Below are 20,753 nucleotides of genomic sequence, written 5' to 3'. Positions count from 1 at the left end.
CGCTGGTCGCGCCGAAAGGCACGCTCCCGCTCGATGCTCCGTCGCTGGGTCTCCGCCGTGCCCGGACTGCGCTTACCCATCTGGGCCATCGGTGTTCGATCCCCCCTCATCGAGATCCAGCCCTCTGAGATATTCCCGAAAGGCCTTTCCTACGTCCGGATGCTTCAAGGCCAAGTCCACCGTGGCTTTCAGAAATCCCAGTTTGTTCCCCGTATCGTGCCGCCGGCCATTGAGCTCATAGGCGTAAACTGCCTGGCGTCCCAAGAGCCCCTTCAGGCCGTTGGTCAGCTGAATTTCTCCTTTGGCATCTGATGGCGTCCGCTCGAGTTCCTCAAAGACCTGCGGGGTGAGGATGTATCGGCCCACGATCCCCAGGTTGGAGGGGGCCTCCTCAGGAGAGGGCTTCTCTACAAGACCGGTCACCCGGTACACCCCGTTTTCGACCGGCTCCCCCGCAATGATCCCGTAGCTGCTCACGCTCTCTCGGGAGACTGGACACACCGCAAGCACCGAAGCATGATACCGGTGGAAGACCGCTAAGAGCTGTGCAGTGGCTGGGACCGGGGCATCGATGAGGTCGTCCGGCAATACCACGGCAAAAGGCTCCTCGCCGACCACATCCTTTGCTACCAAGACGGCGTGGCCGAGACCGAGCGGCACCTTCTGGCGGATGTAACAGAAGGTGATGAGCTCCGCGATTCTGCGCATATCCCTAAGGAGATCCTCCTTTCCCTGGGCGGCCAAGACGTATTCGAGCTCGACTGAACGGTCAAAGTGATCCTCAATGGCATTCTTTCCGCGACCGGTGACCATGATGATGTCTTCAATGCCGGCCGCCAGTGCCTCTTCCACCGCGTATTGGATCACCGGTTTGTCCACGATGGGGAGCATCTCTTTGGGCTGCACCTTCGTGGCCGGCAGAAATCGGGTCCCTAAGCCGGCGACCGGAAAGACCGCCTTTCGGACCTTCACGCCATCACCCCTTCGTCTCGCCCATTCTGTGCGTCGTTACAAATTTAGAGACTATAGAACCCCTCTGCGAAAGTCAATATGTGTACAGCGAAAAAGGACTTGACAACGTCCGGGAAATTCCTTAGATTCACGCCTGCTCTTTGCAGGAAAAGGACCTGGAGCAGCACTCGATATCCGTACCGCACCGAGTGGTTTCGATCCCGTTGGTTTGCTCGACCGCGGGGGGAGATCGAGGACCTTCGCGGTTTTTTTGTGCTTGAAAGGACTGCACCAGGTTTTCCAGCCCCGGAACTTTGAGCAGGACAGGAAAGGAGGGAAAGCAGTGCGGGTCAATGGCAAGGTAAAGTGGTTTAATGACTCCAAGGGTTACGGCTTTATTGAGCGGCCCGATGGGGACGACGTTTTCGTCCACTATTCTGCCATCGCAGGGACCGGCTTCCGGTCACTGACGGAAGGCCAGGAGGTGGAATTCGATATTGTCGATGGCCCCAAGGGCAAGCAGGCTGCGAATGTGACGAAGGCGTAGTCTCGCCCCTTTCCCTTTGGGGAACTAGACAATTTGCCGGTAAAGCGGCCCCTCACGGTGAGGCAAAAGTCTCTCGCGCCCTTCTTTTAGATGGTTTCTGCCAGATCTTCCACCGGCACTTCGACGCCACACAGGTCGCAGTGGACGGTATCCCCCACCGTCGCCATGTCGAATTCCATCACAGAGCAAAACGGACAGAACCGGATATCCTTCTCTTGCGTCATAGTCGCATAGCAATACTGCTCTTAATTTAATCCATCATCGCCGAAATGTGCGCGAAATTCAAGTAAATTAACATGCTGGAGGGGCCAGCGAGGAGGAAAGCCTTCGCGAATTCCGGTTGCCGTGGTTTCCTACTGCTACCAATCTCAGTTACTATAGCAGGGGAGGTGTGGTCACACGTCCCGAGCAACAGAGGGGAGCACCTCAAGCACTGGGAAGGGAGCCCGAGAAAGGAGCGTGTATGAGCAGATTGGAAGCCCTACAAGCGATGCTTAAGAAAAATCCCACCGACGCCTTGCTCCTTTACATGCTGGGCAACGAATACTTTAACGCAGGACAGTATCACGAGTGTGTTACGGCCATGGAGAGGTATTTCAGCCTGACGGAAGATGAGGGAGCAGCCTATCGGACGCTGGCCCAGGCCCTGGCGAAACTGGGTAAGATCTCAGAGGCTCGCCAAGCCTATACGGCGGGGATTCGGGCCGCGCAGAAATTTGGACATCCCAGTATGGTCGAAGAATACGAAGAGACGTTGAAGACCTTAGAGTGACGTCTCGCCGGTTGCGCCCCACTGCTCCTACCATACTCGCCCAAAGGCAACGTCGCAAGAAGCGTGTCATGGGGCATCGACAATACTCCACGCGTCCCATGGGGAAACCATGGCAACAGACCTTCACCTGCCATCCTGTCTTGCTAAGGGAGTGTCCGGGAGAGATCTTTCGGGATCCTGAGCGTGGTTTCCTCGTAGGGGTCGTAGATCACTTTAAGCTTCTCACCCGCCCGCAGAGGGCGGTCCTCATCCCGAATTCCATTGAGGAGGGCCAGGTCCCACGCCCGATTCTCCTTCCCCCAGAGGGTCATGGCCATCTCTTTCAAGCTTTCGCCCCCTCGGGCGGTAACGACCCTTACCCGTTTTCGTTCACCGCGCGCGCCATAGACCAGCCCCTCCAGTCGGGCCTTGTATTCATCCGTCTTCACCACGAGGGATCTTCCGTGTGGAGCGTCAAGGAATTTTCCCTTTGGGGGGTCCAGAATTTCGATCATGACGCGAGCTCGGTCGATCCGTTCTAAGGTGCCCGGGTGGGTGGCTCGGAAGGCGTGATACCCCACGCCACTGAGGCGGTTCTTGATCTGGAGGGTCCGCATGAAGCTTATCATCCCCCGAGGATTGTAGCCCGCCCTCGTGGCCCAGCGGATCCCCTTCTCGTCCGACTCCAGCTCAGCCTCTCGACCGTAACCCAGCAAGATCTGGGTAGAGATCTCACTGGACAGTGCCAACCAACCAGCCGCGTTTTCCCGGCCTCCCGGACTCACCACAGCAAGGCCCAATGTCAAGATTTGGGCTCCGAGGGCACGCGTCATCTGCTCGGCAGAGTGATGGGAAGTGACGTGAGCGATCTCGTGCCCCAAGATTGCCGCCAGCTCTGTCTCGCTATTGAGCTCGGCCAGGATCCCCCGGGTAACATAGACGAAGCCCCCGGGAACGGCAAAGGCGTTGACCATCGGATCGTCGACGACGGTAAACTGAAATTTGAAGGGAGAGGATTCCGCCTCCCGCAACACGCGGTGACCCACCTGAGTGACGTAGGCTTGAATGGCCGCATCCTTGTAATAACCAAACCTTTTCAGGATTTCTGGGTGCGCTCGTTTCCCGATGGCCTCCTCCTTTTTCGAAGAGATCACCGAGAAGGCCCAGGCCGGCCCTCGCCCCTGGAGCAGCTCCCCCATAAGCCCTCCCCCCAGCAGGATCAGGCTCCGCAGGAACCCCCGGCGATTCATCCCCCCGCACCACAGGCAGGGTGTCATCTCTCCACGCCTCCGCCGTCAGCTCACAGGTGCAAAAACGGCTCAATTGCACGTCCAAATCCGGGTGGCGCCATATCGTACCATTGTCCTTCTAGTTCAGCAAGGAAGTTAGGCTTTGGAAATCGGGGTATATCTCGCCAACTTCTTCCCCTTCGGGTTGATCCGGGGGGTGCCCTACATGGGGAAACGGACGCGGCTGACATCGGGGGGGAATCAGGATCCTACAAAGTGGAGGCTACTGCCGGAAGATCTGCTTGGGGCGAGTATTTCGGGACCTGAATCGTCGGTCCCACGGTCTAGCCCGGATTATTCACATAGAAGTGAATAATCTGCCCTCCGGACTTCGCCTCCGCCCCGCGTTTGCGGGGCGTCGCTCAGGGCTAGCCTTGAGGCCCGCCGCAGCGGCGGGATCGAAACCTGCCGGTGCGGCCGAGCCCGCACCTGCAGGCGCATTATTCACGAACGGAGTGTCTTGGTGAATAATGCGGGCTAGGGACTGCGCCAGAGATCGCGTGCCTCCTCTCGACGCACTTGCTCGGCAATCTTCGCCAATTCATCGGTCGGAATCGACGGAGCCCCTGCGAGGATCCTCCCGCTCACCCTCGCGCCTTCCCGAACGACCAGGACTTTACTCCGGACGTTTCCAAACAGACGGCCACTCGATGAAAACTCGACCTTTTCTGTAGCCATGAGATTTCCGCGAACCGCTCCGGCCACCACTATCTCAGTCGCGGAGATGTCCGACTGGATGGAGGCTCCCTCTAAGACTACCACGCTCCCCGTCAGGCAAATCTTTCCCTCAAACTGGTCCCCCAGCTCGATATTTCCTTCGCCCGAGAGCTCACCCCGGACCACTAATCCTTTGCCGATGACGAAGGACATCCTTTCCTCAGTTCCCCCTCTCTGCCTCAATTTTGAAGCGCGCCAGAGCTGTCTGCGCCTCCTGCGCTTTCTCCAAGAGCGCAACAAAATCCTGCTCCGGCGAGTGTTCGGATCGATCTCCGCCCGACCGGACCAATGTCCCGAGCCGCTCTGTCAGATCTCCGAGACGACCCTGAACTTCTTGGACGGTTTCGGCCAGGCTCTCGATGGCCCGGTTCAGGGCGGTCTCCAGCTCCACGAGATCATCCCCCTTGCGCAGCTTGAACCCCGTGGAGAGATCCCCTGCCGCCATCCGGTCTACCACCTGCTGGAACCGGTAGAGGGGGCCGGCAAAGCGGTGAGTGAAAAAAACCGTGATAAAAACACTGAGAAAAGCCGAGACGACCATGGCGACAAAGATGGCCGGCCAGATGCGGATCCCCAAGGCCTGAAGATCCTGAGCGACTGTTTGCTTAACGGTGGCAGAGGCGGAGGAGTAGAGAAGGACATCCAGAGGCACAAAAAGGAACGCAATGATCAGAAGGGAAGAGATGATCAGGGGAACGAGAGAGAGATAGACGTATTTCTTCTGGATTCCATGGACGTAGAATCGGCGTCGCCTCGACGGGTTGCGCACTTCATGGACCCCCTTCCCGTTCGGGGGGGGCCACGATGCCGTACGCCTTGAGCTTCCGATGAAGGTTTGAACGTTCGATTTTCAGCCGCTCCGCCGCCCGGGTGATATTCCACTGATTTTCCCGCAGATGCGTCAAAATATACTCCCGCTCGAACCGGTTTCGCGCCTCTCGAAGCGAGGCGTTCCTCCAGACCTCGGGGACGAACGCGGCCGCCTCCTCTCGGCCTGGGCGAGGCCGCAATGCGGGCTCGACATCAAAGCGGTGGATAACGTCTCCGGGAACCATAATAACTAGCCGTTCAATGACATTCTTGAGTTCCCGGACGTTCCCCGGCCAAGAATGTTGCAAGAACAGTTCCATCGCGTCTGTCGAGAGGCTCTTTTCCCGCTTGCCGTACTCGGCGCAGAATCCCTTCAGATAGTGTCGGGCCAACAGCGATACATCTTCTCGGCGCTCCCTGAGCGGGGGCACCTCAATGGGAATCACGTTCAGACGATAGTAGAGGTCCTCCCGAAATCGCCCGTCGTGGATCTCCACCTCCAGATCCTTGTTGGAAGCAGCAATGACTCGGACGTCCACCCGGACAGCCTCGGTCCCCCCCACCCGTTCACAGGTCTGCTCCTGGAGCACGCGGAGAACCTTGGCCTGTGTCTTGACACTCATGTCGCCGACCTCGTCCAGAAAAATCGTCCCCCCGTCGGCGAGCTCAAATTTACCACGGCGAGTGTTGGTGGCTCCGGTAAAGGCCCCCTTCTCGTGGCCAAAGAGCTCACTCTCAATCAGTTCGTCCGGAATGGCGGCGCAATTGACCTCCACAAAGGGCTTCTCGCCCCGCAGGCTTCCCCGATGAATGGCCCTGGCGATCAGCTCCTTGCCGGTTCCACTCTCCCCTCGGATCAAGACCCGGCCGTGGCTTGGCGCAACCGACTCGATCTGCTTGAGAAGCTTCCGGATCGCTGGACTGTCGCCGACGATCTCGTATTGGCGTTCGAGGTGCTGTCGAAGGGCCCGGTTCTCTTGCAGGAGGCGCTGCTGTTCCAGGCCGTGCCGGACTGCCAAAAGGGTGCGCTCGATCTCGGGAGGTTTCTCGATAAAGTCATAGGCTCCCATCTTGAGGGCCCGTACGGCCGTTTCGACGGATCCATGTCCCGAGATCATGATCACCGGTGTCTCGGGAATCATCCCCTTAAGCATGTCAAGGGCCTGCAGCCCATCCATTCCTGGAAGCCAGATATCTAAGATCACGAGGTCGGGAGACGAGCGCTGGACCTCCGCGAGGGCCTCTTCCCCAGTGTGGGCGGTCCGCACCGCATACCCCTCGTCGGTGAGAATATCCTTAATCACCTTGAGGATGTTGGGTTCGTCGTCTACGACCAGGATGTTCTCCCTCGGCATCACCATCATTACACCACCTCGGCCACAACCGGCAGCGTGGGAAATTCCATGATCATCCGGGTCCCTCGCGGGTGATTCTCTTCTACCCGAATGGTTCCGCTGTGCTCTGTGATAATCCGGTATACGATGGCAAGTCCCAGGCCGGTCCCAGATTTCTTAGTGGAAAAGTAGGGAAGAAAAAGGCGCTCCCTGTCTTCCGGCGGAATGCCAGGCCCGGTGTCGTTCACCTCCAAGCGGACCCTTCCCTCGTCCGGCACATACTGAGTCTTCAGACAAATCTCCCCCTCCTCCCCCACGGCCGCCACTGCATTGTCCACGAGATTGACCAACGCTCGCTTCATCTGATCCGGGTCCATGTTGATCGGGGGCACCTGGGGATCGAGACCGGCGGTCAGCCGGATGCGCCTGGAGATTCCGGAGTACAGATTGAGGACCTTCTCGATCAACGCATGGAGGTCACCTGGTCGAGCACGAGAGCTCGGCATCCGGGCATATTGGGAAAATTCATCGACCAAAGCCTTGAGACCGTCCACCTCCTGAACGATGGTCTCGGTACACTCGTCAAAAACCCGGGAGAAATCGTCAGAGCCTTGAGCAAACTTCTTTCGAAGACGCTGGGTGGAGAGCCTAATTGGAGTTAAGGGGTTTTTGATCTCATGGGCGATTCGTCGTGCCACTTCCCGCCACGCTATAGCCTGCTGGGCCCGCATGAGTTCAGTAATGTCATCAAAGACGACCACCATCCCGCGATATTCGCCCTCCCGACCTCTCAGGCTCGAGATATTAACCACGAAGGTCGCCATCCGACCCAAAAGGGAGAGCGTCACTTCTTCATTCACCGTGGCTCGTCCATCCTGGGTCATCCGGTCCATCAGATGGCGGAGGGGGGTCAACGGATCCACGCCGAAGAGCGCGCGATAGTGTCGCTGGAGGGCCATTGTGGTGTCGAGGTCTAGCATGCGAGCCGCCGCGCGGTTCAAGGTATTCACTCGTCCTTCTGCGTCCACAGAAAGAACGCCGGCCCCGATGCTTTCCAGGACCGTCTCCATGTACGCTCGGCGCTGTCCCAGCTCGACATTGGTCCGCTGCAGATCCCGGTTCATTTCCGTCAGCTCGACCTTGCTCCGACCGAGATCCTGAGTCATCCGGTTAAAGGAGTCGACGAGGGTCCCGATTTCATCATCCGCCTCTACCTGCACTTGATACTCCAGGTTTCCGGAGGCCACAGCCCGTGTCCCCTCGGCCAGCTTCTGGATGGGAACAGTGATTCGCCGAGCCATATGTCCGCCGACCCAGACGGCCGCGAAAATGATCACCAACGTGACCATCAGGAAGAGCATGTTGTAAATGCCTTTGATCGGGTTCTTGAGCATCTTCAGTTGTTTGTATTCGTCTATCCCCGTGGTGATATCGGTGGCCTTTCGGGCCATCCCCCCTGGGATGAGATAGCCCACCGCAGCCACCCCAATGATCTGACCCTTGCTTGACGGAAGATTGATCGGGACGATAGCTCGAACGAGATCCCCCATCCCGGTCGTCTGGATGAGAGACTGGTCCCGGCCCGTCAGGGCCCGCCGCACATAACGAGACGTCGCCGCGAGCGCCTCATCCTTATTGACATGGCCTCCCCTGATCTGCAGCCGCTGTCGCCCCTTGCGGTCAAAGATCTGGATCACTGCCAGTTGCATTTCCTGGAGCTTCTCTCGCGCGAACCGATTGAAGTAGGGCTCGGTAGCGTCCAAGAGCCCTTCGGCAGCGATGTGCCGAGCAAGGTGTCTGGCCGAAATGAGGGCCCGCTCGTGAATATCCCGATAATAGGTCTCTGCCACCTCTAAAGACCGCTCGAGGGACTCCTCCACCTGGATATTAAACCAACTGTCCACGCTGGTCGTGATGATGTTTGAGGCCACCAGGAAGAGCAGGGCAGCCGGGAGCAGTGCGAGGCTCAAAAACGTCACGACCAGCTTCACCCGAAACTTGGACCCCACGAGGTTATGCCGGCGCTCCAAATAGATCTTGAACAGATTCCGAGAGACCAGGAGGACGAGGAGGACGAGGAGGATAAGGTTCACGTTCACCAGAGCGAAGATCAGGATATTGCTCGGAATGGGGGAGGGATACCGGAGTTGGGGAAGGAGGACCTGGACTGCGGTGAGCACCGCGACCAGCGCTGCCACCCCGGCAATGATCGGCCACGTTCGCCGCCGCTGTTCCGCTTTTTCGACGAGATTCTCCACCATCGGCGTCTCTCCTGAGCGTCTACGCCTTACCCGAAAGAGGAACGGGGAGGTATGGGGGATATTACTATAGCCAAGAATGAAACAGTTTGACAAGGAGAAACGGCCTTACAGGACAGGGGAGCCGAGGCGTCAAGAGGAGGCAGGCACGGGGATCGGGAGAGATGCAGGGGCCGTTACGACACATCGGGAGACTTCGTTCGATTCGAGGTGCCGCTGGATCTCCTTGACGAGAGTGGTATGGAGAAGATGACCCGCTCCTTTCGCCACGACGGTCCCCTTCAGCGGACGCCCGAGGAGGTACAGGTCACCAATAAGATCTAACACCTTGTGCCGAATCAGCTCGTCCTCGAAGCGGAGGTAATTCAGGGCACCCTCATCGCCAATGACTACGGTATTTTCCAAGGAGCCGCCCAGGGCAAGGCCCCGGCGCCAGAGGTGCTCGACATCCCGGAGAAAACCGTAGGTCCGAGAGGGCGCGATCTTCCTTATGAAGGTGCGCCGAGTGACCAGGAGATCGATGGATTGCTCAGCAAAGCAGGGATGGTCAAAGGACATGGAGTAATGGACCCGGAACCGTCTGGAGGGGAGAATCTGGATGCTCCGATTCCCCATGTCGATGACGAGGGGCTTGGTGACCACGATATAAGATTTGGGGACATAATGCCTCCGAATCCCTGCTTGGAGGAGGAGATCGACAAAGGGGGCCGCACTCCCATCCATAACGGGAACCTCGGGCCCGGAAATCTCGATCCTGAGGTTGTCGATCCCGAGGCCGGCGAGGGCAGCCAGCAGGTGTTCTACAGTCTTTACCTCGACCCCGGCCTTCCCCAGGGTTGTGGCGTAGTGGACGTCAAGGATGTTTTCGGGACGGGCAGGAACGACAGGCGTATCAGGGAGGTCCATTCTCCGAAAGACGATCCCAGAATTGGGCGGCAAGGGGTGGAGTGTCATGGTGATCTCCCGCCCGGTATGGAGTCCGACGCCAGAACAACTGATAATGTTCCGGATCGTCTTCTGTCGTCCCACTGCTCCTCCCGCCACGCGTGGCCTTCGAAGCTGGAAAAACTTTTTGGTCAAGACGTGCGAGCGGCATGCAAGGCCCGTACCAACGGCGATAAGGGATTCTTCATTGACTATCACCTTTAAATTCAGATAAATAACAGATGGCAATCACTGCTGTTTTTCGGTATTGTGATTTTTTTGCAACCCTGGCAGCCCACATGTTGAACAAAAGACACAACTGGTCCTTCAGTCCGCTCCCCACGCCTTCCTCAGAATCCGAGTCAGCACGATTCGGCACTCCTCATCCTGAATGGGTCGGAGAACCTCCTGGAGGCGTGTACGCACCTCAGGAGAAATCGCGGCGCTCTTATGACCCCGGAAGGTCGATTCGCGACGCACAGGGGGAAAGGAGAGTATGCCGACAGTGAAGAAGAGCTCCCGCACCACCCGCGAACCCAAGTGAGCCTCCAGGCTCGCTAGAATGGTCGGTTTCAACATCGTCAGCTGCTGGAGCCATACCGCATCGCTCACTGTCACCTGGAGACGACCGTTCTTCAAGAGACCCGGTTGGCTGCGGCGAGCCACTTCCTCACCGACCACTTCTGACCAGACCCGGTGAATGGTTGCCGTGGATAGACTGACACCGAGTCCAAGCTGGTCCAGTGTTCTCCCTATGACCTCCTGGAGAGAGGTAAAGCCCGGATGACCCATCTCGCTCCCTTTCACTACCCCGATCCTCGGAGTGCCGGACTCGGCCCGCGCAGCTTCATCGATGTGCAAGACGACAGGCCCGGCAGGCGGCTCACCTGCCCGACGGCAACTGGGGATCACCGAGACCATATGCTTGATCGGCCACGAAGTCAAGTAAGTTCCCCGCTGACAACATTGGCCTCACACATCCACGGGCGACTGACCGAAAATTTTTACTTGGCTTCACGTAATTTATTTACCATATTTGATCTTTGGGTGAATCGAGAGACAATTTCGATAGGTACGTGTGCATCCACGATCTGAACCCGAGTCTAGGACCTGTTCCCAATGAACGAATCGGCTGAGGCAACCGCCAGGCTCCATCCCGATCTCCAGGAGATTCCCCTTCCGCATATCGGGACCGACGAATCCGGGAAGGGCGACTACTTTGGCCCGATGGTAGTGGCAGCGGTGTTCTTCGACTCGGTGACCGGGCCAAAACTCGTAGCGGCCGACGTGAGGGATTCCAAGCTCCTCTCAGACAGGCGATGCCGCGAGCTCGCTGCGCGAATCCGGGAAATTTGTCGCGGGAAGTATGAAGAGGTCGTAATCACCCCAAAGCGTTACAACGAGCTGTACGAGAGCTTTCGGAGGGAGCGCAAGAATCTCAACCACCTCCTGGCTTGGGGCCATGCAAGGGCAATCGAAAGCCTGCTCGAACGGTTTCCCTGTAATCATGCGGTCGCCGATCAATTCGGGGATGAGCGTTATATCCGCTCCCGGCTCATGGAAAAAGGAAAACATCTCCAGCTTATCCAGGTACCGAAAGGGGAACGATACCTCGCGGTGGCCGCTGCATCCATTCTGGCCCGCGACAGGTTCATCTCCCGGATGGAGAAATTCAGCCGCGAATACGGGTTTGAACTGCCGAAGGGGGCGTCCGAGAGCGTGGTCGTAGCAGGAAGGCGTGTGGTCAAGGAGAAGGGGGAAGAGGAATTGCGAATCGTTGCGAAGATTCATCACAAGACAACACATAAGATCATTGAGAAGAAGTAGCGTGTGGCGGGTCCAGGCGGTTGAGTAAGATGAGCCTGGCGGAGTCGCAGTACGCTGCCGTCATCGCTCGGGCGCGGGTTCGAGCTCCTGGTGGATTTTGTGAAGTGCGAGGCGGACCGCCGCGCGCACCGAATTACTCGGATCCTTGACAGCTACCTCCAGCCCCTCGCGCGCCTCTGGGAAGCCCAGCTCACCGAGGGCGCGGGCAGCGGTTGCTCGGATCTCTTCCGGAAGGCCCTTCCGCAGACCGAAAAATCGCGGGCGGCGGCCGAGGATTCGAAGGAGCGGACTGACGGCACGGGCGTTCTGCAACGTACCGAGGCGGAGGCAGGCGACCCTCAGCACATGCTCACTCGGTGGATGGTCGAGCAGGCCGATCACGGAGTCGATCAACTCGACTCCCCCAAGCCCACGTACGCACTCGAGGGCTCCGAGCACCACCTCGGGCTCGGGCTGGCTCATAGCCTGCCGGAGAAACCGCACCGCCTGGACTCGCGAGAGCCGCGTGAGCGCCTTGGCCATCTCGGCCCGGATCTGCACCTCCGAATGACCTAGGAGAAAGAAAAAATCGCTTCCCAGGGCCGGCGCGACGACGTCGAGTACTGCCACAATACGGCAGGTCTTTTCGAGCGAAGCGGCCCGCGCCAGCTCCTGGCTGAGGAGCCGAAACGCTGCGTTCCCCTGGGCACGCAAAAGTGTCGCGGCGACGCGGGAAGTCTCTAGGTCCTCACCCTCCAGGATCAGCTTCATGAGGTATGGCGCCAGCGAGTCCACGAACCTCCTCACCGGCTCGACAAAGTTCTCCATCTCGGGCTTTCTCGTTGGCAGTCTGCCTAGAGCCTCGGCTAGAGGCGCCCCTCGCACGAGGTCTCTACGTTGGAGGAGCCGTTTGAGGATCTCTGCCGAAAGTTCCACCTCGCCCTGGAACGCCTCGGGTTCTGTTTCTCTGGATACGGCATCCGCGACGGTTTCAAGCATCAAGTCGAGCAGCCAATCAACGGATGCCTCCCCCACGCCCCTCAAAGAGACATGAAGTCCTTCGGCGGCCTTCCGGCGGAGACTCCCATCCGCTTCGGCTAATGCACCCGTGGTCCGTCCCACGAGCTGCCGCGCCAGATCCTCGCGCTCGACGCCGAGCAGCGTCCCGAGAACGGGCGCGATCTCTTCTTGAACTTGCCCTTCGAGGAATGCCGCCAGGGGGTCCTGGAGCCATTGGGCCACGCGCTGGAGGATCTCCTCGGCCTCGGAGATCTCCCCGGCGACAGTTTCGAGGGGACTCTCCAGTTCCACCGCAGCCGCGTACATGCGGGTTCCCACCTCGATAGTGGTGATCCCACGTCTTTCGAGCATGCTCCGCCAGAAGGTGGGTGCTCGCTGCGCGTCCTCGAGGGGCAAGGCCAAGTGACTGAGAAATACCCGAAACTCCTCGCGGGTCACGCCGCGCCGGATGGTCAGGCTCGTGAGGCCACTTTCCTCCATGAGCTTTTGGAGGATCTCAATCGTGATGCCGAACTGGCGGGGATTCGGTCGGGTCGCGTTGACGACGATCGTCCCCTCTGCCATTGCCACGGTCAGGCTCGGGAGGCGCTCAAAGAGCTCCTGGGTATGGCGATCCAGCTGATCGAGGGTGAGGGTGATCAGCTCGCTCTCGGGCGGGTAGAGACGAATGTTGTCGACCGTCGCCGCGAGCGAGCGGAGCATGTCACGGACCAACACCAGGGTCGGATCGTCCAGACGTGCCTCCGCCTGTTCACGCCTCCAAACGGTCTTCGCTTCCCCCGCCGCCAGATAGATGACTGGAAAGATGTCCACGTGCTCGATCCCCATCGACTCGAGCCGTTGCTCCCAGAATGCCACGTCGTGCTGGATCCCCTGAGACGGCCCGCTCAGGATCTTCAGCAGGCCCATCACATCAGTCTGGGTGATCCCGCGCGCGAAGGTGCACCGGCGAATCCCATGGTCGGTGTAGACTTGCAACACTTCTTCGACGACCTGATGTAGCCCTTTCCGCTCCAGTGGCTGGCCGTTGCCCAGAAGGGCCTGACCCTCTTCGGCGAAAGTCACGGCCTCCACCTGGCCTAGCAGGTCCAGTAGGGTGGTGGTGGCCGCCGCCACGCTCTCCGTCACGAGCTGACTCCCCTCGGGGTACAGCCGCATGTTCTTCACCGCGACGGTCAAGGTTCTCAAAAATCTCTCGGCCAGAGGGAAGGTCTGCTCGTCCAGCTGGAACTGGAAGTCCTGCGCCCCGACCTTCAGGCTCAGCTCTCGCTCCACTTCGTCCGCCGAAAAGAGCTGTGTCGAGACTTCCTGCACTCGTCGGCTGTAGAACTCCGCCTTGGCCGTATCGTCCGAGCGCTCGAAGTGATATGCCAGCGGCCCCAACACCGCCTCAACCTGCGACCCCGCGAGCCGCTCCGCCACCTCCCCGACAACCCGGTGGGTGCGTCGGCGATCATCCTGGCCGAGGCCGGTGTAGACAATTTGCTGAAAGCACTGGCTCAAAAACCGCACTTCTTCCTCGTCCGACAGCGGACCCGGCTCCTCGAACACCCGCTGCTTCTTCCCGCGATCAACGAGCTGCTGGGTTTCCCCTGGGTCCTTCCCCAGCACCCCGGCCAGCAGCGTGAGGTCCACGTGAGGGCCGACCACCGCCGCCTTCCAGATCATGGCGTGGGTTTCCTGGTCAAGGGCTTCCAACCCCCCGAGGACTGCGGCCTCCAGCGACGCCGGAATCTCGGCGAGATTCACCGCGTCTAGGTCCCAGTTTCCCTCCGCCGCCTTCAGGACCCCCTTAGCGATGAGCCCCTTGAGCGTCTCCTCGACGAACAGCGGAATTCCCCCGCTCGCCTCGAACAGATGCTGCAAGAAGGCAGGCGAGGGCGTGTGCCGCTCCAGGATTGCCGCGAGCATCTGCTTGACGTCCTGCGGTGCAAGCGTGTCGAGGCTCACATTCGAAAAATTCGGTGATTGGCGCAGGAGGGCGAAGAGACGCAGCAGTGGGGGTGGGGCCTCCTGCTGGGTGAGGGCCTCCGACCGGCCCGCACCGTAGACGACCACCCCGCCGTCGTCCCGGTCCAGAAGGCGATAGAGGACCTCCAAGCTTGCGTCGTCCACGAAGTGGATATCGTCGAGGAACAGCACCAGCGGGGCCCGCTCTGAAAGCAGGCAGAGGAGATCTCCCATGCCGTGAAAGAGCAGACTTCGCCGTTCCTCAGCGGTGAGGGATTCCCGCGGCCCATCGGCGGTCGCGAGCCCGGGAATGATCGTCCCAAGCTCCGTCAGCGTCGGGCCCGACAGCCGCCTCATGACAGACTCCAGTTGCCCGTGCTCCCGGGTCAAGCACTCGGTCACCACCGGGGTAAGACTGCTGTATGGGATAGCCTGGTGTGATTCCAGGCAGCGTCCAAAGAAACACCTAAGGCCACGGGTGCCGGCGCGCTGCATCACTTCGGCCAGGAGACGACTCTTTCCGAGGCCTCGGTGCCCCTCCACGAGGAGGAAGCGGTGCTTCCGGTCGGCAGAGTCCACCAGTGCTCGATCAAGCTTCTCAAGCTCGGCGTACCGACCAACGACGCGCGGACAAGGAAACCGCTCGAGGACCTCCTCCTCAGGCGGAAGCATTGACCTGCTCGCCCGACTCACGCAGTTCTTTCCCATCCGCTTGGACTGGTAAAGCGCCTGGTCGGCCGCATCTATGAGATCGGTCGCGCTGGTGGCGTCCTCCGGACAGGCGGCGACGCCGACGCTCACCTGCACCGGGACACCGTCTGGAACCTTGTCGCTGCTGAACGGCTGGGCGGCGACTCGTTCTCGAATCCCCTCGGCGACGCTCACCCCGCCGGCCCCGTCAACACCCTCGAGAAAGACAAAGAACTCGTCGCCGGCAAAACGGATCGCGTAGCTCCCCGACGGGGCCGTCTCACGGATAAGTTGGGCTAGGCGCTTGAGGACGAGGTCTCCCTCGAGATGCCCGTAGGTGTCGTTCACCTGCTTGAAGCCGTCGAGATCGAACATGATGACGCACAGGGGTGTGCGGCTCTGAACAAAGTGGTCCAGGCGGTCCCGGAGATACTGTCGCATGAACCGCCGGTTGTAGAGCCCCGTCAGCTCATCGACGAAGATGAGTCGTGAAGCTTCACGGACCGCTGAGATCGCCATGTCTATGATCCCGTCGCTCGGATTACCCAGCCCCTATTCTGAAGACACCTCTCCCTGGCGGGCTCTTACGTTTCCTCAAGTGGTGCACCAACCGTGCCAAAATGCCTACAACGTGGGCACCCACACAGCGTCCCAGGGAAGCGCGCAAAGGCCCCCACGGACGTTTCATGTGCTGGCTGTCTTGCAGGGAAGCTTCGCTATGTAACTGCTTGAAATTGTTGAAAAAAACTACGAGGGATCACCGGTAGGGCTACTCGCGGGCAGGTAGCGCTTCTCGGGCGGGGGGGTACAGGACCTTGCGGTCAGGGCAGGGAGGGCTTCGGTGCACTGCATGGCTTCGTACATATCGGTGAGCCGTGGCGGATTTCATCCTTTCCAGTAAAGGATCCGCTGGCAGTTCGCGCAACTGAGCAGGAGATCTCCCTTTCGGAGCTCGTTATAGGTCTGGGGGGTGAGAGCTACATGACAGCCTAGGCAAGAGCCGTCCTTCACCGGGACCACCGCCACGCCGCCCCGGCTGCGCAGAATACGTGTGTAGGTTTGGCGAAGTCCGGGCTCCACGCGGCTCACCTGACGGCGCCGTTCCTCCTCAAGGAGACCCAGCTCTCCCTGGAGCCGTTTGAGCTCATCTTCCTTGGTAGCCTGTTGCTCTCCAAACGTCTTCTCTCGCTCCTGAAAGAGGGCCGCCTCGTTGCGGACCGCCCCTTGGGCCGCCTCAATCTGGTCAAAGAGTTCGAGGATTTCGTCCTCAAGTTTCGAGCGGCGCTCTTTAAGTCCCTCGATCTCCTTCAGAACCGCTGCATATTCCTGATTCGTCTTGATCTCGAAGAGACGCGTCTGCCGCTTACCCTGCTCCGCCTTGACTTCTTCTTCGCCCCGCTCCTTGCCCCGACGGAGCTGCTCGATAGCGGCAAGGCGCTCACGGGCTTGCTCCCATGCCCCTCGGGAGCTGGCCAGCTGTCGCTCCAACTCGGCGATCTCCCGCGGGATCTTTTCGACCTCTCTCTGGAGCCTGGCGATCTCCAGATCGAGATTCTGCAAATCCACTACCTGGGCCAGGTCCTCCCGCACATCCTCTCCCGGTTCATGGCGTATGGTCCAGGGTTCATGGTTCGTGGTGGCAAGCAAGACCACAAAAATCCGTTTTTCGTTTTTCTCTCTGAACCCTGAACTCTGAACGAGTTGGTGGGCCCATAGAGCAGCTGTCAGCAGTCCGCAGTCAGCCATCCGCTCTTGCCAGGCTGACAGCTGACAGCTGATTGCTGACAGCCATTCATTTGTCACGAACCCTGAACTGTGAACTGTGAACCAATAAATGGCCCCCCCTGGGGGCCTAGGGTTCGACGAAGCTTCGGAGCTTCCGGCCTCGGGTGGGATGTCGCAACTTGCGCAATGCCTTGGCTTCAATCTGCCGAATCCGCTCCCGGGTGACGTCGAACTCCTGTCCTACCTCTTCCAGGGTGCGGTCCACACCACTCCCGATCCCGAACCGAAGGCGCAGCACCCTTCGCTCCCGTTCGGTCAAGGTATGCAGAACATCGTCGGTCTGCGCTCCCAGATTGATTCCAATGAACGCATCGAGAGGTGAGACCGCCCCCTTATCCTCGATAAAGTCCCCCAGGTGCGAATCCTCTTCCTCTCCGATAGGGGTCTCCAAGGAGATCGGTTCTTGAGCGATCTTTAGGACCTTCCGCACCTTGTCCACGGGGAGGTCGATTTTTTGGGCAATCTCCTCCGGGCTGGGTTCCCGACCATATTCCTGCACCAACTGGCGGGAGGCACGGATCAACTTATTGATGGTCTCGATCATATGGACCGGGATCCGGATGGTTCGGGCCTGATCGGCGATGGCCCGGGTAATTGCCTGCCGGATCCACCAGGTGGCATAGGTGGAGAATTTATAACCCCGCTGGTACTCGAACTTCTCCACCGCCCGCATGAGACCGATATTCCCCTCCTGAATGAGGTCCAAAAACTGGAGGCCCCGGTTCGTGTACTTCTTCGCAATAGAGATGACCAAACGGAGGTTAGCCTCCACCATCTCCCGCTTCGCATCCAGCGCCTTCCGCTCACCCCGACTAATAGCCTGCATTAGCTCGCGCAGCTCGCTCGAGCTGGCGTCGGCCTCTTGCTCGGCCCGGTCGATCTTCTTGGTGATGACCTTGATCTGCCGCTGAAGTTCTTCTAGCTTCTCGCGGGAAAACTTAGTACGCCGGATCAGTGTCCGCATTGAGACACCATTGCCCAGGGTGGTATCGTAAAGCACCTTGAAGTTGGCGGCGCTCAACCGCGCGAACCGCCTGAGCTCTTTCATCTCCTGCTCGGCCTTCTCAATCCGCTCAAGGATGCTTCGCATGCGGGCGACGATCCGTTCTATGACCCGCTGGTTGAGATTCAGCTGCCGCAGGAGCGCGGCCTGCTGTTCGCTTTTCTCTTGAATCTCGTGGTACAGGCGCTCTGCCCGCTTTGTGTTCCCTCGTCGCTCGGCCCGCTCGAAGCGCTTGGCTAAATCATCTACTTTCTCCTGTTCCTTCCGAACGCTCTTCAGGGATGGCGCAACCTCAGCCACCAATTCCTTTTCCCTCTGTTCTGAAATTTCGTCAAATTCGTTGAGAGCGATCAGATCGGACACCCGAATTCGGCCCTGGAGCAGACGTTCCCCCCAGAAAATCACCTCTCGAGCGGCGATCTCAGCTCGGCAGACTGAATCGGTAGCCTCGCGGCGTCCTTCCTCGATCCGCTTGGCAATTCCGATCTCCCCCTCCCGGGTGAGAAGCGGGGTTTTCCCCATCTCCCGGAGGTACATCCGTACCGGGTCATCGGTTCGTCCGACCGGCGAGGGGCTGAGATCCACTTCCACTTCCGCCTCTGCCCTAGCCGACGGGCGCTCCGCTGCCTTCTTTGTCCCCGCTCGCCCGGCCTGGTGGGGGGCATCGAGGACTTCGATGTCCATCTCATTCAAGAGGCTTAAGATGCGATCGATCTGCTCAGCAGAGGTAACATCTTCCGGAAGATGATTATTGATCTCCTCGTAGGTCAGGTATCCCTTTTTCTTGCCCACGCCGATGAGGACCTTGAGCTCCTCCAGCCTTACCTCATCTGTCATACTGCCATCTCCTCCTTCTTTATTATTTACCTTTATTTACCTTTATCATGCCGGATCGCTAAGATCTGGTCATCAGAAGCACATTAAGTAATATAGTCCATTCTGGAAATCTGACCAGCGGCGAGTGTCCGCTTCTGCTCTAGAAGCGCTTTCACCTGAAGAAGGTCTCCCTGCTCACGCGCTTTCCTCAGCTGGTCCTGAATGTCCTGGAGCCGCAGCCGCACTAGACAGTCCTTTGCCATCCGATGCGGATCGCTGAACTCTTCTCCCCCTTGGACAAACAGCCCCGCCGCCACCTGCCGGACCTTGGCATCGGGATGGTGGCTCAGGGCCCGGGCCAAATTTTCTTCTCCTCCCGTGTATTCGTGGAGGAACCGGTAGATGGCCCGCAGGGGAGCTGCCGAAAGCTCTTCGCCCTGGAGGGTCCTCCAGATGAGAGGCCGAAGGTCCGGAAAGAGAAGACAGATCTGGATCAAGGTCTTTTCAACCGGGGGAAAATCCAGCAACGGTGGGGGGGCCGACGTCGGGGCCAACTCCGAGGACCCCATACGGCGGAGGTCCGTCAGGACCACCGCCTCCGCGACCCCTAACCGCTCTGCGAGCTTCTGCACATACTTCGCTCTCCGGACCCCTTCCGGCATCCGGGCAATGAGTTGGACCACCTGTCGCGCCGCAGCTGCCTTTTCGTCCACACCCTGTAGTCCCGTCCGCTCCTCTGCTCGCGTGAGGAGAAAATCGACCAAATCCTGAGCCGCCGCTACGCGCCCCATGAGGGCATCCTTGCCGAACTCGCGGACGAAGCTATCCGGATCCTTCCCTTTCGGGAGGACGACTACCGACACCCCCATCTCTTCTGCAACCAAGAGTTCGAGCCCTCGCCAGGCTGCCTGGATGCCCGCGGGGTCGGGATCAAAGATGAGGACCGCCTTCTCGGCATAGCGGTGTAAGAGGGATACCTGCTCGGCAGTCAAGGCAGTGCCCAGGGAGGCCACCGTGTGGGGAAATCCCGCACCGTGCAGGGCGATCACATCGAAATAACCCTCTACCACGAGCGCCATCCCCGCCTCCCGGATTGGCCGCGCCGCCAAGTGAAGACCGTACAGGTGAACCCCCTTCCGATAGATGGCGGTCTCGGGGGAGTTCAGGTACTTCGGCTGTTGGTCCCCGAGGGCCCGGCCGCCGAATCCGACGATCTTTCCCGTGGAATCGCAAATGGGGATCATCAGACGATCCCGGAACCGGTCGTAGTATCCGCGCCCCCCCTGCCTGGGGAGGGCCAGGCCCGCGGCTTCTACCTGGCTCGCGGACAGTCCTTGCTTAGTGAGCTCCCGGAGCAACCCCTCCCACTCCCCGACGGCATAGCCGAGCTGACACCGCTCAACGAACCCTGCGTCCACCCCGCGCTGGATCAGATATTTCCTGGCCTCGTTTCCCTCTGGATTATTCAAGGCCTTCCGGAAGAAGTCACAGGCCAGTCGCTGTACCTCATGGAGTCTCAGGAGACCCTCTCCCCGCCGGCCTCTCCCTTTCTCCGGGAGCAGCACCCCTGCCCGGTGGGCGAGATGCCGGACCGCTTCGGGGAAGGTAAACCCTTCCCGCCGCATCAGGAAGCGAAAGATATCCCCACCCTCCCCACACCCGAAGCAATAAAAGATTTGGCGCTCAGGATTGACGGTGAAAGAGGGCGTTTTTTCGGTATGGAAGGGACAGAGGGCTCGGTAGTATTTTCCGGCATGCTTCAGCGGCAGGTAGCCCTCGACCACATCCACAATGTTCGAGGCCTTCAGCACCTGATCAATTACTTCCTCAGGGATAAATCCCACGGACTACCTCGATAATGCTTGTCGGATAGCGCAGGGCTCTTCCCCTTCCGGGTGGAAGGGCGCCCTAGCCCGCATTATTCACGAACGGAGTGTCTTCGTGAATAATGCGCCTGCAGATGCGGGCTCGGCCGCACCGGCAGGTTTCGATCCCGCCGCTGCGGCGGGCCTCAAGGCTAGCCCTGAGCGACGCCCCGCAAACCCGGGGCGGAGTCGAAGCCCGGAGGGCAGATTATTTACTTCTATGTGAATAATCCGGGC

At 59.5% G+C, this 20,753-nt stretch carries 16 protein-coding genes; 3 read left to right on the top strand and 13 right to left on the bottom strand.

What is annotated here, in order from left to right; translation table 11 throughout:
- Positions 1-72: 72 nt before the first annotated feature.
- Positions 73-972: a UTP--glucose-1-phosphate uridylyltransferase GalU gene (gene galU, locus O6929_01010; GenBank protein ID MCZ6478975.1), complete on the bottom strand. Its 900-nt coding sequence runs from the start codon at positions 970-972 to the stop codon at positions 73-75.
- 322 nt (positions 973-1,294) lie between these two features.
- Here galU and O6929_01005 point away from each other — a divergent pair, with 322 nt between their 5' ends.
- Positions 1,295-1,498, top strand: a complete 204-nt coding sequence (locus tag O6929_01005) for a cold shock domain-containing protein (protein ID MCZ6478974.1) — start codon at positions 1,295-1,297, stop codon at positions 1,496-1,498.
- A gap of 86 nt (positions 1,499-1,584) precedes the next feature.
- Here O6929_01005 and O6929_01000 read toward each other — a convergent pair whose 3' ends face one another.
- Positions 1,585-1,722, bottom strand: a complete 138-nt coding sequence (locus O6929_01000; protein ID MCZ6478973.1) for a hypothetical protein — start codon at positions 1,720-1,722, stop codon at positions 1,585-1,587.
- Between the two features lie 239 nt (positions 1,723-1,961).
- Here O6929_01000 and O6929_00995 point away from each other — a divergent pair, with 239 nt between their 5' ends.
- Positions 1,962-2,270, top strand: coding sequence for a hypothetical protein (locus tag O6929_00995; GenBank protein MCZ6478972.1), 309 nt, complete (start codon positions 1,962-1,964; stop codon positions 2,268-2,270).
- 143 nt (positions 2,271-2,413) lie between these two features.
- Here O6929_00995 and O6929_00990 read toward each other — a convergent pair whose 3' ends face one another.
- The 7 genes from O6929_00990 to O6929_00960 all read right to left on the bottom strand — a co-directional run bounded on the left by O6929_00990 (position 2,414) and on the right by O6929_00960 (position 10,502).
- Positions 2,414-3,499, bottom strand: coding sequence for a M48 family metallopeptidase (locus O6929_00990; protein ID MCZ6478971.1), 1,086 nt, complete (start codon positions 3,497-3,499; stop codon positions 2,414-2,416).
- A 516-nt stretch (positions 3,500-4,015) separates the two neighbouring features.
- On the bottom strand, positions 4,016-4,408 hold the full coding sequence (locus O6929_00985) for a polymer-forming cytoskeletal protein (protein MCZ6478970.1): 393 nt from the start codon (positions 4,406-4,408) through the stop codon (positions 4,016-4,018).
- A 7-nt stretch (positions 4,409-4,415) separates the two neighbouring features.
- Complete coding sequence (locus O6929_00980; protein MCZ6478969.1) at positions 4,416-5,024, bottom strand: methyl-accepting chemotaxis protein; 609 nt, start codon at positions 5,022-5,024, stop codon at positions 4,416-4,418.
- A 1-nt stretch (position 5,025) separates the two neighbouring features.
- The gene (locus O6929_00975) at positions 5,026-6,429 is read right to left on the bottom strand and encodes a sigma-54 dependent transcriptional regulator (GenBank protein MCZ6478968.1); all 1,404 of its coding nucleotides are present in this window, start codon (positions 6,427-6,429) and stop codon (positions 5,026-5,028) included.
- Positions 6,429-8,660: an ATP-binding protein gene (locus tag O6929_00970; protein ID MCZ6478967.1), complete on the bottom strand. Its 2,232-nt coding sequence runs from the start codon at positions 8,658-8,660 to the stop codon at positions 6,429-6,431. Before O6929_00970 ends, O6929_00975 begins: the two co-directional genes overlap by 1 nt.
- A gap of 129 nt (positions 8,661-8,789) precedes the next feature.
- Positions 8,790-9,686: a UDP-3-O-acyl-N-acetylglucosamine deacetylase gene (gene lpxC / locus O6929_00965; protein ID MCZ6478966.1), complete on the bottom strand. Its 897-nt coding sequence runs from the start codon at positions 9,684-9,686 to the stop codon at positions 8,790-8,792.
- Positions 9,687-9,908: 222 nt separating this feature from the next.
- Entirely contained in the window at positions 9,909-10,502 is a 594-nt protein-coding gene (locus O6929_00960; GenBank protein ID MCZ6478965.1) for a DUF721 domain-containing protein, read from the bottom strand.
- 198 nt (positions 10,503-10,700) lie between these two features.
- Between O6929_00960 and rnhC the strand changes: the two genes are divergently transcribed.
- On the top strand, positions 10,701-11,408 hold the full coding sequence (gene rnhC, locus O6929_00955; GenBank protein MCZ6478964.1) for a ribonuclease HIII: 708 nt from the start codon (positions 10,701-10,703) through the stop codon (positions 11,406-11,408).
- Between the two features lie 60 nt (positions 11,409-11,468).
- Here rnhC and O6929_00950 read toward each other — a convergent pair whose 3' ends face one another.
- The 4 genes from O6929_00950 to dnaG all read right to left on the bottom strand — a co-directional run bounded on the left by O6929_00950 (position 11,469) and on the right by dnaG (position 20,495).
- Positions 11,469-15,566 (bottom strand): diguanylate cyclase, encoded by a 4,098-nt coding sequence (locus O6929_00950; GenBank protein ID MCZ6478963.1) that lies wholly within the window; start codon positions 15,564-15,566, stop codon positions 11,469-11,471.
- 366 nt (positions 15,567-15,932) lie between these two features.
- Positions 15,933-16,793, bottom strand: a complete 861-nt coding sequence (locus tag O6929_00945; protein MCZ6478962.1) for a C4-type zinc ribbon domain-containing protein — start codon at positions 16,791-16,793, stop codon at positions 15,933-15,935.
- Between the two features lie 106 nt (positions 16,794-16,899).
- The gene (gene rpoD, locus O6929_00940; protein ID MCZ6478961.1) at positions 16,900-18,672 is read right to left on the bottom strand and encodes an RNA polymerase sigma factor RpoD; all 1,773 of its coding nucleotides are present in this window, start codon (positions 18,670-18,672) and stop codon (positions 16,900-16,902) included.
- Positions 18,673-18,755: 83 nt separating this feature from the next.
- Complete coding sequence (gene dnaG / locus O6929_00935; protein ID MCZ6478960.1) at positions 18,756-20,495, bottom strand: DNA primase; 1,740 nt, start codon at positions 20,493-20,495, stop codon at positions 18,756-18,758.
- Positions 20,496-20,753 lie beyond the last annotated feature (258 nt).

The sequence above is a fragment of the Candidatus Methylomirabilota bacterium genome (genome assembly GCA_027293415.1).
GTDB lineage: Bacteria > Methylomirabilota > Methylomirabilia > Methylomirabilales > CSP1-5 > CSP1-5.
The sequence above is the reverse complement of the archived record's forward strand: the minus strand, read 5'-3'. Positions and strand labels throughout refer to the sequence as shown.